The following is a 15,087-nucleotide window of genomic DNA, read 5'->3' on the forward strand; positions in this document are numbered from 1 at the left end:
TGCGGGGGAGGGCTGGGGAGAGGGTGCCTCGACAACGAAGACTCTCCCAGAGGAGACAACCCTCACCCGGCGCTCTGCGTCGACCTCTCCCGCAAGCGGGAGAGGTAAGAGGCGCGCTCCGGGATGACGCGCTTTCGCGCGTCACTTCTTGGTCTTGCCGAGGTCCTTGACAGCTTCGAAGGTCGCGAATTCGACGTTGTAGAGTTCACCGTCGACCTTCTCGACCTTGCGGATGTAGATGTTCTGCACGATGTCACGGGTCTCGGGATCGATCGAGATCGGGCCGCGCGGGCTTTCCCACTTCATCCCCTTCATGGCCTCGACAAGCTTGGTGCCGTCCGTGTCGCCGCCGGTCTTCTTCAGCGCCTCGTAGATCAGATGGATGCCGTCATAGCCGCCCACGGCCATGAAGCCCGGACGGTTGCCGAAGGCCTTCTTGTAGGCTGCGACGAAATCCTTGTTCATCTGCGAGGGATGCGCCGCAGAATAGAGGTGCGCGGTGACGGTGCCGAGCACGGCATCGCCCATGTTGTTGAGCAGGTCGTCATCGGTGACGTCGCCGGGTCCGATCACCTTGATGCCGGCCTTGTCGAGGCCGCGCTCGGCATACTGTTTCATGAAGTTGCCGCCCTGGCCCGCCGGCACGAACACGAAGATCGCATCGGGCTTGGCGTCCTTCATGCGCTGGAGGAACGGCGCGAAGTCAGGATTTTGCAGCGGCACCTTGACCTCTTCGACCACCTCTCCGCCGCCGGCCGTGAAATGCTGCTTGAAGAAGTTGAGCGCGTCATTGCCCGGCGCGTAGTCCGAAGTCAGCGTCGCGACCTTCTTGATGCCGTTCTTCACCGCCCAGTCGCCGATGATGGTCGATGACTGCGCCAGCGTGAAGCTGGTGCGCACGATATACGGCGAGCGCTCGGTGATGATGGAAGTGCCGGCCGCCATCACGACCTCCGGAATCTTGGCCTGCGTGGCGAGCGGCGCAGCAGCGAGCGCGGCCGGCGTCACGCCGAAGCCGGCGATGAAGTTGACCTTGTCGTTCACGATCAGCTCTTGCGCGGCGGTCTTGGTCTTGTCAGGGATCGCAGCATCGTCCTTGACGATGATCTCGATCTTCTTGCCGGCGACGGTATCGCCATTCTGCTGCATGTAGAGCTTGATCGCGTTCTCGATCTGCTTGCCGGTCGAAGCCTGGCCGCCGGTCATTGGCAGGATCAGACCGATCTTGACGCTGTCCTGGGCCTTCGCGGGCGCGAGGCCGGCAAGGCCTGCAATGGCCGCAACGGCAGCGGCCCAAGTCGCCTTGTGCGACAGTTGTTTGCGTTCGAACATCAGATGTCCCTCCCCTTCATTCCTGACTCTTGTGCCCTGGACCGAGTGCCCGGCCCTTGCCTTGATCTTAGACCGCGCGAGCGCTCTCGGGCGCCACATGGGCGTCTTTCGCGCCCTGCTTGTCAATCGGACGTTCGGCGGCCCTTCGGCGCAACCGGAGCGTTCCGAAGACCGGTCGACCGGACGCGGTACTGCGATTGCGTCGGAGCAGTTCGAGCAACCCGCTCGTGACGGCCTTCATTTGTACGAATGTACAAACAAAATGGACTTGTCAACGAAAACCCCTGCCCGCAGACCAAGCCATGTTGTCGCGAGCCTCGCACCAAGTCCAGAAATGCGAGGGATCGCGTGCATGGGAGCTATGGCTGATTTTGGGTGACGCGGCCTGATCAGGCGGCGTGGCTTTCAGTGTTCGGAATGACTTCGATTCCGTCGATGAACTTTACACCGGCGATGACTTTCGGCAACTGGTTCGTGCTCTTCAATCGCCGCCAGGTCTTCGATGCGGCGTCGATGAGCTTGAACACCATCAGCTTCGCAGTTTGTTGCGACAGCGATCCCTTGGTCCGCACCGTTCGGTGGCGCACCGTGGCGAAGACGCTCTCGATCGGGTTCGAGCTGCGTAGGTGGATCCAGTGCTCAGCAGGGAAGTCGAAGAAGGCGAGCAGCGCATGGCGATCCTTGATCAGGCACTCCACCGCACGTCCGTATTTGACGTGGTATTTCTCGACGAAGACGTCGATCGCGGTTTCAGCTTCGGCCCGGTGTGGGGCCAGATAGATGTTCCGCAGGTCGTTCTTCATGGGGCCCTGCACGGATTTGGCGACCTTGTCGAGTACGTTGCTCACTTTATGGCACCAGCATCGTTGGTGCCGCGTGCCGGGAAAGGCCTCGTCCAGTGCCTTCCAGAAGCCGAGGGCGCCGTCGCCGATGGCGAGTTGCGGGGCAATCCGTAACCCGCGTTGCCGCAGGTCGATCAGGAGTTCGCGCCAGCTCTGCGCGCTCTCGCGCACGCCGACCTGGAAGCCGATCAGCTCCTTCTTGCCTTCCGGCGTGGTGCCAATCAGCACCAGCATGCATTCGCTGTGATCTTCCATGCGGGCCTGCAGGTACACGCCATCGGCCCAGATGTAGACATAGCGACGCGCCGACAGATCGCGTCTCTGCCAGCGTTCGTACTCGACCTGCCAATCGGCCTTCAGGCCGGCGATCACCGAAGGCGACAGGTTCGGCGCATCCTTGCCGAGCAGCGCCGAGAGCGCCTCCTGGAAGTCGCCGGTCGAGATGCCGCGCAAATAGAGGACCGGGATCAAGGCATCCAGGCTCTTCGTCCGCCGCGCCCATAGCGGCAGGATTGCCGAACTGAAGCGGAGGCGGTCGCCTGGCCCGCTCGCTCCGCGGTCGCGGACCTTGGGACGAGCGACCTCCACCGGACCGATGCCGGTCGCAATCTCGCGCACCGGACCGTGCCCATGTCGGACCAGGCGCGCTCGACCGTCGGGCAGCGTCAGATTGGCCGTGCTGGCCAGAAACGCGCCAACCTCGATCTCGATCGCCCTGGCAAGCAGGTCCCGCGCGCCGGCACGAACGATATCGGTCAGTGGATCATCAACCGCGGACGGCTGACGGAAAGCAAGAACATTGGTAGTCTCGGTCATGGCGTATCGCTCTCCTCGAGAGGTTCTGGCAGGCTCGTCACCCGCCTCGATACGCCGCCTTCCTCACACCGTCATCACCCAGATTCCGCCATAGCTCCGTGCATGGAGGATTTCGCCTTTCTTTTGCAGAATCTGTACATCCACGCGCCTCGCCCGGGCGCAACTAGGTAATAAATTACCTACCTCGAATAAGTCTATTTTACCTTGTTGAAGGCTACGCTTCTTCCTGCCGAACTGGCGTCCAATCACCGAACGCGTACACCATGCCCAAGACTCTTCGTTCCGCCCTCGTCCTCGTTGCGCTCGCCGCGGGGCTGTCCGGCTGCGGGACGGTTAACGAAAAACTCTCCGCCGCCGGCATGGGCGACTACGTCCCGCAATGGGCCGGCGGCCTGCCCGCCGATGCTCCGCCGCGACCGGGCACGCCGCAATACGACGCCTACATGAAGGAACGCGAACGCAAGCGCCTGCTGCCGGCCGCGGATCGCGAGAAGGAAGACCAGGCTCAGAAGGGTACAACGGGGACGACATCGGGGAGCGCGGTGCGCTAACGGGGCGAATGGCGAATAGGGAGTGGCGAATATTCCCCTTGTCCACTCGCTACTCGCCACTCCCCATTCGCTAATCCACGAACACCACCGTCTTGCGGCCGTTGAGGATGACGCGATCGTTGAGATGGTAGCGGATGGCCCGTGCCAGCACGCGGCGCTCGATGTCCCGGCCCTTCCGGACCAGATCTTCCGGCGTGTCGCGATGGCTGATGCGCTCGACGTCCTGATCGATGATCGGGCCCTCGTCGAGGTCGCGCGTGACGTAATGCGCGGTGGCGCCGATCAGCTTGACGCCGCGCTCATGCGCCTGGTGATAGGGCTTGGCGCCCTTGAAGCCCGGCAGGAACGAGTGGTGGATGTTGATGCAGCGCCCCGACAGCTTTGCCGACAGATCGTCCGACAGAATCTGCATGTAGCGGGCGAGCACCACCAGATCGGTCTTCGTCTTGCCGACGAGGTCCATGATCTGCGCTTCCTGCTCGCGCTTGGTCTCCTTGGTGACAGGCAGATGGTGGAACGGGATGCCGCCGAAATCGAGCCCGGAATAGACTTCGCGCGGATGGTTGGAGACGATCGCGGTCGGAATCATCGGCAATTCGCCGGTGCGCCAGCGATAGAGGATGTCAACCAGGCAGTGGTCGGACTTCGACACCAGCAGCATCACCTTGCGATGCGCAGCCCGGTCGCGCATCTGCCACTCCATGCCGAAACGCTCGGCGATCGCGGCAAAGCCGGTCTGGAGCGCCGACAGTTCCACGGCAAGATCAGCCGCTGTGAACACCACCCGCATGAAGAACTTCTTGGTCTCGACGTCGTCGAACTGCTGGGCGTCGAGGATGTTCTGTCCGTTGTGGGCAAGGAACGTCGACACCGCCGAGACGATGCCGGGACGATCCGGACAGGACAGGGTCAGGACATATTGATGGTCGGGCATGTTGATGAACGGGCTTGGCTCTTGATGAAGGTTTGTGCAGCGGAACTATCCGCGATTTGCGCCCTGCTCTAGCCCGTCTTATTCGCGAGAGGGCGCCTGAGAGGCTGGCGAGCGTGGTGTAAAGCGCTGATGCGGCGTAGGATTCGGTTGCGAAGCCACCCCATCACCTTCAACCGCGAACGCCACGCCCGCCATGACCGATGATACGATTTCAGACCACTATCGAGAAGCAAGAATTCAACACAAATAAAACCTCTGCCTCGCGCTCGATCTCTTCATGCTTGATAGTCTCGTTTCGGAGGCTGAGCACCTACCGCGTCTAATAGGCCGCTCGCGCCGGTTTCTTTGGACGCGGCACGACCGCGACTCCACGTTTCGGCACAGAAATGATCGGGAGTCACTCAATCTTTCTTCAACTTAACCCGTCTTATTCGTAAGAGTGCGCCTGAGGGGTAAAGCGCTGATGCGGCGTAGGATTCGGTTGCGAAGCCAACCCCATCACCTCCAACCGCGAACGCCACGCCCGCCATGACCGACGATACGATTCCGCCCTTCTCGTTTCCAGCCGTTCACGCCAAGAAAGTCACAGCTGCCTTCGATGGTGGGCGCCTAACCTCGAACGGGGGCGTGATGCTTCTGGCGATGGCCGAGCGGCGTCTCGGTTTGGCCAACAATCTGGCCCGGGTGTTCCCGGATCGGCGCGATCCGACGCGGGTCGTGCACAGCCTGGTCGATATGTTCCGCGCTCGCATGTTCGCGATCTGCTGCGGCTACGAGGACGCCGACGACCTCGATCATCTGAGGTCCGATCCGGCATTCAAGCTGGCCTGCGGTCGCCTACCGGACACGGGCCGGGATTTGTGTTCCCAGCCGACGCTGTCGCGGCTGGAGAATGCTCCGCGCCTGCGCGACGTGATCCGGCTGACCTACACTTTGGTCGACGCATGGATGGATAGCTACCCGCGCGAGCCGGCATCCGTCACGCTCGACATCGATGATACCTGCGACGTCGTCCACGGCCATCAGCAGCTCTCGCTGTTCAACGCTCATTATGACGAACGCTGCTTCCTGCCGATCCACGTCTACGACACGGAGAAGAGCCGGCCCGTGGCCGTCGTGCTGCGGCCCGGCAAGACGCCGGGCGGCGTCGAGGTGCGTGCCCATCTGCGCCGCCTGGTACGGCATATCCGGACGCGATGGCACAACACGCAAATTACGTTCCGTGGCGACGGGCACTATGCCCGGCCGGAGGCAATGGCGTGGTGCGAGACCAACGGCATCGACTACATCTTCGGTCTGTCCGGCACCAAGCCTCTCGCCAGAAAAGTCGACGAGGTCGCCGACGACATCCGCACGCGACGCGCCATCGAGAACCTGCCGGTTCTGCGTGGCTATACCGAGACGCGCCACAAGGCAAAGTCCTGGGATCGCGAACGGCGCACTGTCGCCCGTATTGAGGCGACGATGCTCGGCCTCGACATCCGCTTCGTCGTCACCAGCCTCGATGTCGGCTCGGCCGAGTGGATCTACGACAGCCTGTATTGCGCGCGCGGCCAAGCCGAGAATCTGATCAAGCTGCATAAGACGCAGCTCGCCTCCGATCGCACCAGCTGCCGTTCGGCGCTCGCCAACCAGGTCCGTCTCGTGCTCCATACGGCCGCTTATTGGCTGATGCTGACCGTGCGCGACGCCATTTCCAAAGCCCGGGAATTGGCCGCTGCCGAGTTCGCGACGCTGCGTCTTCGGCTCTTGAAAATCGCCGCCCGTGTCGTCGAGACCACGAGCCGCATTCGCCTTGCGTTTGCCGCGGCATGTCCCGAAGCCGACCTGATCTGCGGCTTGCCCGGCGCGCTGCTGCCGCTCGGTCCTTGACCGGCGGGGCGTCCGCCCCCGTTCGCCCAACCCATCCCTCAAGCGCGTTGCAAAGTACCGGTCGTCAGGCGGCGAAAAGCCGAAGGCAATCCTGTGCGCCTCGTCAGACAAGATGTGCGGCCGCATCAATCGGGCCCAAAAGCCGCACTCTCACGAATAGGACGGGCTAGCACCGACCTCGCCCTTGCGCCAATCCCGGGCGCAGAGTCAGGATGAACGGACGATTGCAATCCATGATCGGAGCACACCCATGGCCGACCGCTTGAACGGCTACCGCATCTTAATTCTGGAAACGCGGGAGGAGGCGCAGTTTTCGAAGCTTCTGGTCGAGCAAGGCGCCGAGGTCGTGCAATGCCCGATGTTCACCATCCATGATGCGCCGGACCCTGCTCCGGTGGAGGCCTGGATCCGCCGTGCCATCGACAAGCCCTTCGACGATCTCGTGCTGATGACGGGCGAAGGCCTGCGTCGGATCATGAAGCTCGCCGGCGCACGCGGGCTCGACACCGCCCTTGTCGCGGCACTCGCCAAAGCGCGGAAACTCACCCGGGGCCCCAAGCCCGGAAAGGCGCTGCGCGAGATCGGTCTCGAGGCACAGCAGACCACGGAGAAGCCGACCACCGAGGGCGTGATCGAGATGCTGGCCAGGCTCGACCTGAAAGGACGGCGCCTCGGCCTCCAGCTCTATCCGGACAAGGATCACGGCGCGCTGGCCGGCGCGCTGGCCGCGCAAGGCGCCGCCGTCGATACCGTGCTGCCCTATGTTTACGATTCCAAGGCAGCGGATGCGAACATCGTCGCCGCCATCGACGACATGGCCTCCGGGCGGATCGATTCCATCGCGCTGACCAATCTCGGCCAGGTCCGCCGCCTGATGGAGGCCGCGAAAGCGCATGGCGCCGAAGCGAAACTGCGTACAGGCCTCGAACGGACGTTGATCGCCTCGGTGGGGCCGGCGGTCTCCGGTGAACTCGCCGCGCACGGTCTGCGCACGGACGTCTCGCCGGCGGATGAAGCGTATTTCATGCGTCCGCTGATCTCGGCGATGGCCGCGGCGCTGGCGGAGCGGAAGCCGAGAGCCTCAGCGAGCTAAGAGCCGAGCGCGGGGGCGGCCTGCAGCGGCTGCGATTGACACAAGCATCGCCAACGCTAGCTTGCGCGGCCGCAAGAAGAAAACAACAAGGGCAAGGGAATCGCCGTGATACGCGTCATCGCGTCGTGAGCGCCACCGCACGACCTTCGGCGCTCGCGCCATTCCGCATCCGCAATTATCGTTTCCAGTGGCCGTCCGACCTGCTCACCTCCTGGGCCTTCGAGGTCGAGACGCTGGTGCTCGGCTGGTACATCATTGTCGAAACCGGCTCGGTGCTGCTGCTCACCGTGCTTGCTTCACTCCAGTTCGTGGGAACACTGGTCGCGCCCGTGTTCGGCATGATCGGCGACCGCATCGGCCATCGCGATCTCCTGGTCGCAATGCGTCTTGCCTATACGGCGCTCTCGTCGACCATCATGGTCCTGGCGCTGACCGGTCAGCTGTCGCCGCTGAGCGTCATGGTCATCGTTGCGATCATGGGCCTGATCCGCCCTTCTGATCTCGGCGTCCGCGGCGCGCTGCTTGCCGAGATCATGCCGGCCGGGCAACTGGTCGGCGCCATCAGCGTTGCGCGCACGACCCAGGACAGCGCCCGCATCGCCGGGGCGTTGACTGGCGCCGGGCTGTTCGCCGTCCTTGGCATTGGGCTCGTGTACGTGGCGATTGCCGGACTCTACCTCGCGGCTGCGCTTCTGATGCTGTGCCTGACACGGCCGGAAAGGTCGGTCATCACGAGCAATCTCCCGGCGAACGGCCACGCCGTTTCGAGGTTGCTGGGCGACCTGAAGGAAGGCATCGTCTATGCTTGGAACGGCCCGGGAATGCGCGCGGCGCTGTGCGTCGCCTTCCTGGCCAATCTCACCGCATTTCCCTTCACGGGCGGATTGTTGCCCTACATCGCGCGGGAGATCTTTCATACCGACCAGACCGGCCTCGGTTATCTCTCGGCGAGCTTCGCCGTCGGCTCGCTGATCGGCTCCATCACGCTCAGCCTGGTAAGCGGCGTGCGCATTGCCCGGCTTCTGATCGGAGCGACGCTGGCCTGGTACGCCATGCTGCTGGTATTCGTCGAGGTCAGGACCATGCCGGTGGCGATGGCCTGCCTCGTTCTCGCCGGCATCGCCCAGAGCATGTCGATGATCTCGGCCGCCGTCATTCTGATGCGCACCGCGAGCGCGCATCTGCGAGGCCGCGTCATGGGCGTGCGCATGATGGTCATCTATGGCTTGCCGATCGGACTGCTCGCAGCCGGCAGCCTGATCGATATCATCGGCTATTCCGCGACGGGCTCGCTCTATGCCGCCGCGGGCTTCTTCGCGATGCTGGCGATCGCTGTGCGTTGGCGCGCCGACCTCTGGCCTGTCCACGCCCCCGCCAATGCGCGGTGACGAACATCTGCCCTAATCCCCGTACCCGCGCAGCCGCTCGATATCGAGGATGGTGACGCCACCATATTCCAGCCGCAGCAGCCCCTCTTTCTCCAGCCGGTTCAGCGCGCGGTTGGCGTTCTGGCGGGACATGCCGGAAAGCGCCCCGATCTCCTCCTGCGTGATCTCCAGATGCGTGGTCGATTCGGGATAGAGGATCGGGTTGAACAGCGAAGCAATGCTGCGGGCGAGGCGCGCGGTGGCATCCAGGGTGCGGTTGACCTCGAGCATGCCGATGAACTGGCCGAGCCGCTCGTTGAGCTGGCGCACCAGAAAGCGGTTGAAGCCGACGCTGTTCTCGAACAGCCACATGAATGCACTGCGCTCCATCAGTGCGACGCGGCTGTCGCGCAGCGCGACCACGTCATAGCGGCGCGGCTCGTTCTTGAGCACGCTGCCCTCGCCGAACCAGGCCCCTGCCGTCAGACCGGCAAGGCTGGTCTCCTTGCCGTCGCGCGAGACCCCGCCCATGCGGGCCAGGCCGCTCACCATGCCGGCCCAATAGGCAAAAATGTCACCGCGCATGAACACGGTCTCGCCGGTGCCGTAGGACCGCTCCGTGATTCCGGCACGCGCGACCTCGATCTCCGCTTGCGTGAGCTCGCGCGACCAGGCGGCGACGCGCTTCAGATGATCTTCTGAAATCATGATCTGACGGCCAGCCGCACGATTTCGTCACTCCGCTTTCTGCTGCATTGCAACATGATGGTATCGACCGCCATTCGACCAAAGATGAACGCCGCTGCCGGCCCGCAAACTTTGTCGCAGAATTGTCAGCCGGGAGACATTTCAAAATAGCGCTTTCCCCTATTGAGGACCACCTCGGGCGATACGGCCTTCGATCCCAAACGGGAACGAGGGCGCGCGGCTCCGGTCGAGACCATCTGATGCATGGCCTCACCGTCACCGCCGTACTAGGATCGCTCGACAGAACGGACGAAGAGCGCCGCTGAAATGCGCCATGACCGGGAGGGATTCGTTTGGTGGCTACCAGTCTTGAAGTGCGCGGCGTGTCCTTGCGATTCGGCGGTGTTCGAGCGCTGACCGACGTCGGCTTCGCCATTAGGGAGGGCGAGCTGTTCTCGATCATCGGCCCCAACGGCGCCGGCAAGACCTCGATCGTGAACTGTATTTCCGGCCGCTATAAGCCGACCGAGGGCCAGCTCTTCTACCAAGGCCGCGACATCACCGGTTTGACGCCGAATGCCCGCGCCTCGCTCGGCATCGGCCGCACCTTCCAGAACCTGGCGCTGTTCCACCATATGAGCGTGCTCGACAACATCATGGTCGGCCGCCATCACCTCCTGAAGAACAATTTCCTCACGGGCTCGCTGTACTGGCTCACCGGCGCGCGCAAGGAGGAGCTCGAGCACCGCCGCAAGGTCGAGGAGATCATCGACTTCCTCGACCTGCAGTCGGTGCGCAAGGCGACCGCGGGCACGCTCTCCTACGGCCTGCGCAAGCGTGTCGAGCTCGCCCGCGCGATGGCGCTGGAGCCGCGTCTCATTCTCCTCGACGAACCCATGGCCGGCATGAACTTCGAGGAGAAGGAGGACATGGCCCGCTACATCGTCGATCTCAACGAGGAGTTCGGGATGACGGTGGTGATGATCGAGCACGACATGGGCGTGGTGATGGACATCTCCCATCGCGTCATGGTGCTGGATTTTGGCAAGAAGATCGCCGAAGGCGATCCGGCCACCGTGCTCGCCGATCCCCACGTCAAGCGCGCCTATCTCGGCGAGGAGGACGAGATGCTGGTCGATCCCGACGACGCGCCGCCGGCCCAGGAGAGCGCGGCATGATGGATTATGCAGGCCGCGCCGCGCAGGCCGACACCTACCCCAAGATGCTCCGGCTCAATGCCAGGGAGCACGGCAACGAGATCGCTTTGCGCGAGAAGGATCTCGGGCTCTGGCGCATTTTCACCTGGAACGACTACCAGATCCGCGTGCGCGATTTCGCCCTCGGCCTGGTCGAACTCGGCCTTGGCCGCGGTGATGTCATCGGTATCATCGGCGACAATCGGCCGGACTGGGTCGCGGCGGAAGTCGCGACCCACGCGATCGGTGGACTGAGCCTCGGGCTCTATCGCGACGTGCTGGACGAGGAGGCCTCCTATCTCCTCAACTATGGCGAGGCACAACTCGTCTTTGCCGAGGACGAGGAGCAGGTCGACAAGCTTCTCACCCTTGCCGAGCGCGCGCCCAAGCTGAAGCACATCATCTATTCCGATCCGCGCGGGATGCGGAAATATGACGACCCCCGGCTGATGTCGGCGGAGAAGTTTGCCGAGCTCGGCCGGGCGCGTGCTGCGCGGGAGCCGGAGCTCTACGACAGGCTGGTCGATGCCACCAAGGGCGAGGACGTCGCGATCCTCTGCACGACGTCAGGCACGACCTCGCATCCGAAGCTCGCGATGCTCGCGGCCGGGCGCGTGCTCGGCCATTGCGCGACCTATCTCGCCTTCGATCCGAAGGGACCCGATGACGAATACGTCTCGGTGCTGCCGCTGCCCTGGATCATGGAGCAGGTCTACGTGCTCGGCAAAGGCCTCTTGTGCCGGATGAAGATCAACTTCGTCGAAGAGCCCGACACCATGATGAACGATCTGCGCGAGATCGCGCCGACCTTCGTGCTCTTTGCCCCGCGTGTCTGGGAATCGATCGCGGCCGACGTCCGCGCCAAGGTGATGGACGCAACGCCCTTCAAGCAGCGCCTGTTCGACATCGGCATGAAGAGCGGCCTCGCCGCACTCGAACAGGGCAAGCGCTCCGGCTTTGCCGACGCGATCCTGTTCCGCGCGCTGCGCGACCGCCTCGGCTTCACCCGCCTGCGGTCGGCCGCGACCGGCGGCGCAGCGCTCGGCCCCGAAACCTTCAAGTTCTTCCAGGCCATGGGCGTGCCGCTGCGCACGCTGTACGGCCAGACCGAGCTGCTGGGGGCCTATACGCTGCATCCCGAGGGCAAGGTCGATCCCGATACGACCGGCGTGCCGATGGCCGACAGCATCGAGATCCGCATCGACAATGCCGACGTCCACGGCGTCGGTGAGATCGTGGTGCGGCATCCCAACATGTTCCTCGGCTACTACAAGAATCCCGAGGCGAGCGTCGCCGACATCAAGGACGGCTGGATGTGCTCCGGCGATGCCGGCTATTTCAATGCCGACCAGCAGCTCGTCGTCATTGATCGCATCAAGGATCTCGCCGAGACATCTCGCGGCGAACGCTTCTCGCCGCAATTCATCGAGAACAAGCTGAAATTCTCGCCCTATATCGCGGAAGCCGTGGTGCTCGGAGCCGGCCGCGACGCGCTCGCGGCGATGATCTGCATCCGCTACTCCATCATCTCGAAATGGGCGGAGAAGAACCGGCTCTCGTTCACCACCTACAGCGATCTCGCCTCGCGGCCCGAAGTCTACGCGCTGCTGCAGAAGGAGGTCGAGACCGTCAACGCCACGCTGCCGCCGGCCCAGCGCATCTCGCGCTTCCTCTTGCTCTACAAGGAGCTCGACGCCGACGACGGCGAACTCACCCGGACCAGAAAGGTCCGCCGCAGCGTCATCAACGAGAAATACGAAGGGATCATCGACGCCATCTACCGCGGCGATTCCGACATCCCCGTCGACACCGTGATCCGCTTCCAGGACGGCACCACCCAGCGGGTGCGGACCACGCTGCGGGTGGTGGACCTCGGCGGGCACGGCCACATGACGGAGGCGGCGGAGTGAGCCAGGTGTCCATCGCGCGCGGTGCTGCCCTTCGCCTCTCCCCCCTTGCGGGGAGAGGCCGGAGCGCGTCAGCGATCCGGGTGAGGGGGAGTCGCCGCGAGGGCGGTAACAATCGTTTCGAGGACGCCGGCCAAGTTGCTCGATACATCATTATTCCAGAAGCGCAAGATCCGATAGTTGCGATCGGTAAGCCACTTGTCGCGCACGGCGTCATGCACACTATCGGCGTGCTGCCCGCCGTCCACTCGATGATCAGGCGGGCTTCACGGCGAATGAAATCGACGGTGTACGGCCCGATCGGGTCCTACCGAACGAATTTGTGGCCGTTCAGTCTTCGAGCTCGCAGGCGATACCAAAGCGTCCCTTCCGCATCCGTCAACGAGGCGCGCAGGCTTCTTGCGCGCCCAGTCTTGGACTCATCAGCACCTCGCATGCGGAGACTCCCCTCACCCGCCGCGCGTTCCGCGCGTCGGCCTCTCCCCGCAAGCGGGGAGAGGCGAAAGATAGCATAACATGAACACCGCTTTCCTCATCCAGCTCCTGGTCAACGGCCTCGTCGTCGGCACGCTCTACGGAGTTGTCGCGATGTCGTTCGTCCTGATCTACAAGGCGACGCAGGTCGTCAATTTCGCGCAAGGCGAGCTGCTGCTGGTCGGCGCCTGGGTGTGCTGGGCCTTGCTGGCGAAATACCAGGTGCCGTTCTGGATCGGCATGCCGATCACGCTGGTGTTCATGTTCGTTTTCGGCATCGCGATCCAGGTGCTCATCCTGCGTCCGATGATCGGCGAGCCCATCATCTCCGTGATCATGGTGACGATCGGCCTATCGACGGTGTTGCAGGCGACGCTGAAGTGGATGTTCGGTGTCAATCCGCAGCCGTTCCCGCGCGTGTTCGAAAGCCAATCCGTCAGCCTGTTCGGGCTCCAGATCCAGACCGTCTATGTCATGAGCCTCGTCGTCTCGGTCGCGATGATGATCGGTATGGCCTGGTTCTTCCGCGCCTCCAAATACGGCCTGGCGATGCGCGCCACCGCATTCAACCAGCAGGTCGCGCAGTCGCTCGGCATTTCCGTGAAGAGCGTGTTCGCGATGGCCTGGGCGATCTCGGCGACGGTCTCGGCGGTTGCCGGCGTCGTCGTTGCGGTCGTGAACGGCGTGTCCTCGGGCCTTGCCGCCTACGGCATCAAGGTTTTCCCGGCGGCGATCCTCGGCGGGCTCGATTCCGTCGGCGGCGCTGTGCTTGGCGGCATCATCATCGGACTGCTCGAGAACGTCGCCCAATATGTCGACAGCGAGTATCTGCACTGGGGCAATCTCTACGAGATCGCGCCGTTCTACGTCCTCATCATCGTGCTGATGATCAAGCCCTACGGGCTGTTCGGCACCCACGACATCGAGCGGATCTGACCCATGGCCGGCCCTGCCCTCATTCCTGCTGGTGATTTCCGCACCTCCTACGCGGCCGACACCACGATCTTCCCGACCGCGACGAGCCGCAACTTCGCCATCGCAGGCGTGCTGCTGCTGTGTCTGGCGCCGCAATTCTTCAGCGGGTATTGGCTCAGCATCCTGATCCAGATCGGCATCTTCTCAATCGCGGCGCTCGGGCTCAATATACTGGTCGGCTTCACCGGCCAGATCTCGATCGGCCATGCCGCCTTCTTCCTGCTCGGCGCATTTACCTCCGCCTACATTTCCAACAACGCGCCGATTCCCGTGTTCTTCGCGATCCCGCTCGCGGGTGTCGTCACCGCGCTGGTCGGCCTGATCTTCGGCATTCCGGCGGCGCGGCTGAAGGGACTCTATCTCGTCATCGCGACGCTGGCCGCGCAATACATCCTGCTCGACTTCTTCTCCCGTGCCGAATGGTTCTCCGGCGGCTCGGTGCCGGCGAGCGCGGAGCCGTTCTCGATCTTCGGCTACATACTGCGCGGCGACCGGCAGTATTTCTACGTCGTGCTGGCCTATGTGCTCGTGAGCTACGTCCTCGTCACCAATCTGATGCGCACCCGTGACGGCCGCGCGCTGGTGGCGATCCGCGACCATTATCTCTCCGCCGAGATCATGGGCATCAACCTCACCAAGTACCGGACGCTGTCGTTCGGGCTCGCCGCCTTCTTCGCCGGCATCGCCGGCGCGCTCTATGCGCACTACCAGCTCGTGGTGTCTCAGGAGGGATTCGGCATCGAGCGTTCGATCCTGTTCCTCGCCATGATCATCATCGGCGGCACCGGCTCGATCATGGGCACGCTGATGGGTACCGCCTTCGTGGTGCTGCTGCCGGAATCGATGGAGTCGCTGAGCCATCATCTGAAGGGCGGAGCGATCGACCAGGCGCTCTCGCTCAACAACAACATCACCTTCCTGCGCGAGATCGCGATCGGGGTGATCATCATCGCATTCCTGATGTTCGAGCCTGACGGGCTCGCGCATCGCTGGCGGCAGATCAAGGCGTATTGGAAACTCTACCCGTTCTCGCATTGAGTG

Annotated in this window: 14 protein-coding genes; 8 read left to right on the forward strand and 6 right to left on the reverse strand. The window is 63.4% G+C overall.

Annotated elements, in window-relative coordinates:
- Positions 1 to 141: 141 nt before the first annotated feature.
- Both ABIF91_RS43330 and ABIF91_RS43335 read right to left on the reverse strand, forming a co-directional pair.
- Positions 142 to 1,332, reverse strand: coding sequence for an ABC transporter substrate-binding protein (locus tag ABIF91_RS43330; RefSeq protein WP_028180554.1), 1,191 nt, complete (start codon positions 1,330 to 1,332; stop codon positions 142 to 144).
- Positions 1,333 to 1,721: 389 nt separating this feature from the next.
- Positions 1,722 to 2,990, reverse strand: a complete 1,269-nt coding sequence (locus ABIF91_RS43335) for an IS256 family transposase (protein WP_038952271.1) — start codon at positions 2,988 to 2,990, stop codon at positions 1,722 to 1,724.
- Positions 2,991 to 3,253: 263 nt separating this feature from the next.
- Between ABIF91_RS43335 and ABIF91_RS43340 the strand changes: the two genes are divergently transcribed.
- Positions 3,254 to 3,541 (forward strand): hypothetical protein, encoded by a 288-nt coding sequence (locus ABIF91_RS43340; RefSeq protein WP_028182428.1) that lies wholly within the window; start codon positions 3,254 to 3,256, stop codon positions 3,539 to 3,541.
- Positions 3,542 to 3,611: 70 nt separating this feature from the next.
- On the opposite strand, the gene purU is transcribed toward ABIF91_RS43340, so the two are convergent.
- Positions 3,612 to 4,475: a formyltetrahydrofolate deformylase gene (gene purU, locus ABIF91_RS43345; RefSeq protein WP_028182429.1), complete on the reverse strand. Its 864-nt coding sequence runs from the start codon at positions 4,473 to 4,475 to the stop codon at positions 3,612 to 3,614.
- A gap of 528 nt (positions 4,476 to 5,003) precedes the next feature.
- On the opposite strand from purU, the gene ABIF91_RS43350 reads away from it, so the two are divergent.
- From ABIF91_RS43350 to ABIF91_RS43360, 3 genes are all read left to right on the forward strand, one after another.
- Entirely contained in the window at positions 5,004 to 6,347 is a 1,344-nt protein-coding gene (locus ABIF91_RS43350; RefSeq protein ID WP_424579610.1) for an IS1380 family transposase, read from the forward strand.
- A 250-nt stretch (positions 6,348 to 6,597) separates the two neighbouring features.
- On the forward strand, positions 6,598 to 7,440 hold the full coding sequence (locus ABIF91_RS43355) for a uroporphyrinogen-III synthase (protein ID WP_424579807.1): 843 nt from the start codon (positions 6,598 to 6,600) through the stop codon (positions 7,438 to 7,440).
- Positions 7,441 to 7,565: 125 nt separating this feature from the next.
- Positions 7,566 to 8,828, forward strand: coding sequence for an MFS transporter (locus ABIF91_RS43360; RefSeq protein WP_028181432.1), 1,263 nt, complete (start codon positions 7,566 to 7,568; stop codon positions 8,826 to 8,828).
- A gap of 12 nt (positions 8,829 to 8,840) precedes the next feature.
- Here the strand turns inward: ABIF91_RS43360 and ABIF91_RS43365 are convergent, their stop codons facing one another.
- A complete protein-coding gene (locus ABIF91_RS43365) occupies positions 8,841 to 9,515 on the reverse strand; it encodes a Crp/Fnr family transcriptional regulator (protein ID WP_028181433.1) in 675 nt (224 codons plus the stop codon).
- Positions 9,516 to 9,850: 335 nt separating this feature from the next.
- On the opposite strand from ABIF91_RS43365, the gene ABIF91_RS43370 reads away from it, so the two are divergent.
- Together ABIF91_RS43370 and ABIF91_RS43375 are read left to right on the forward strand one after the other, a co-directional pair.
- Positions 9,851 to 10,672 (forward strand): ABC transporter ATP-binding protein, encoded by an 822-nt coding sequence (locus ABIF91_RS43370; protein ID WP_028181434.1) that lies wholly within the window; start codon positions 9,851 to 9,853, stop codon positions 10,670 to 10,672.
- Positions 10,669 to 12,600 carry a long-chain fatty acid--CoA ligase gene (locus tag ABIF91_RS43375; RefSeq protein WP_028181435.1) on the forward strand — a complete coding sequence of 644 codons (1,932 nt, stop codon included), beginning with the start codon at positions 10,669 to 10,671 and terminating at the stop codon, positions 12,598 to 12,600. Before ABIF91_RS43370 ends, ABIF91_RS43375 begins: the two co-directional genes overlap by 4 nt.
- A 68-nt stretch (positions 12,601 to 12,668) precedes the next feature.
- On the opposite strand, the gene ABIF91_RS43380 is transcribed toward ABIF91_RS43375, so the two are convergent.
- Both ABIF91_RS43380 and ABIF91_RS43385 read right to left on the reverse strand, forming a co-directional pair.
- The gene (locus tag ABIF91_RS43380; RefSeq protein WP_349546770.1) at positions 12,669 to 12,845 is read right to left on the reverse strand and encodes an endonuclease domain-containing protein; all 177 of its coding nucleotides are present in this window, start codon (positions 12,843 to 12,845) and stop codon (positions 12,669 to 12,671) included.
- Between the two features lie 59 nt (positions 12,846 to 12,904).
- A complete protein-coding gene (locus ABIF91_RS43385) occupies positions 12,905 to 13,033 on the reverse strand; it encodes a DUF559 domain-containing protein (RefSeq protein WP_284282804.1) in 129 nt (42 codons plus the stop codon).
- A gap of 80 nt (positions 13,034 to 13,113) precedes the next feature.
- Here ABIF91_RS43385 and ABIF91_RS43390 point away from each other — a divergent pair, with 80 nt between their 5' ends.
- Positions 13,114 to 14,007, forward strand: a complete 894-nt coding sequence (locus ABIF91_RS43390; protein WP_028181436.1) for a branched-chain amino acid ABC transporter permease — start codon at positions 13,114 to 13,116, stop codon at positions 14,005 to 14,007.
- Positions 14,008 to 14,010: 3 nt separating this feature from the next.
- Positions 14,011 to 15,084: a branched-chain amino acid ABC transporter permease gene (locus tag ABIF91_RS43395; protein ID WP_028181437.1), complete on the forward strand. Its 1,074-nt coding sequence runs from the start codon at positions 14,011 to 14,013 to the stop codon at positions 15,082 to 15,084.
- Positions 15,085 to 15,087: the final 3 nt, after the last annotated feature.

Source organism: Bradyrhizobium sp. USDA 241, from assembly GCF_049739505.1.
Lineage (GTDB): Bacteria > Pseudomonadota > Alphaproteobacteria > Rhizobiales > Xanthobacteraceae > Bradyrhizobium > Bradyrhizobium liaoningense.

Bases quoted from the DNA above. Each gene is read 5' to 3' on its own strand.
- ABIF91_RS43385 (WP_284282804.1), bottom strand. From the start codon at position 13,033: ATGCGAGGTGCTGATGAGTCCAAGACTGGGCGCGCAAGAAGCCTGCGC.
- ABIF91_RS43330 (WP_028180554.1), bottom strand. From the start codon at position 1,332: ATGTTCGAACGCAAACAACTGTCGCACAAGGCGACTTGGGCCGCTGCC.
- ABIF91_RS43390 (WP_028181436.1), top strand. From the start codon at position 13,114: ATGAACACCGCTTTCCTCATCCAGCTCCTGGTCAACGGCCTCGTCGTC.
- ABIF91_RS43350 (WP_424579610.1), top strand. From the start codon at position 5,004: ATGACCGACGATACGATTCCGCCCTTCTCGTTTCCAGCCGTTCACGCC.
- ABIF91_RS43375 (WP_028181435.1), top strand. From the start codon at position 10,669: ATGATGGATTATGCAGGCCGCGCCGCGCAGGCCGACACCTACCCCAAG.
- ABIF91_RS43365 (WP_028181433.1), bottom strand. From the start codon at position 9,515: ATGATTTCAGAAGATCATCTGAAGCGCGTCGCCGCCTGGTCGCGCGAG.
- ABIF91_RS43355 (WP_424579807.1), top strand. From the start codon at position 6,598: ATGGCCGACCGCTTGAACGGCTACCGCATCTTAATTCTGGAAACGCGG.
- purU (WP_028182429.1), bottom strand. From the start codon at position 4,475: ATGCCCGACCATCAATATGTCCTGACCCTGTCCTGTCCGGATCGTCCC.
- ABIF91_RS43340 (WP_028182428.1), top strand. From the start codon at position 3,254: ATGCCCAAGACTCTTCGTTCCGCCCTCGTCCTCGTTGCGCTCGCCGCG.
- ABIF91_RS43395 (WP_028181437.1), top strand. From the start codon at position 14,011: ATGGCCGGCCCTGCCCTCATTCCTGCTGGTGATTTCCGCACCTCCTAC.
- ABIF91_RS43335 (WP_038952271.1), bottom strand. From the start codon at position 2,990: ATGACCGAGACTACCAATGTTCTTGCTTTCCGTCAGCCGTCCGCGGTT.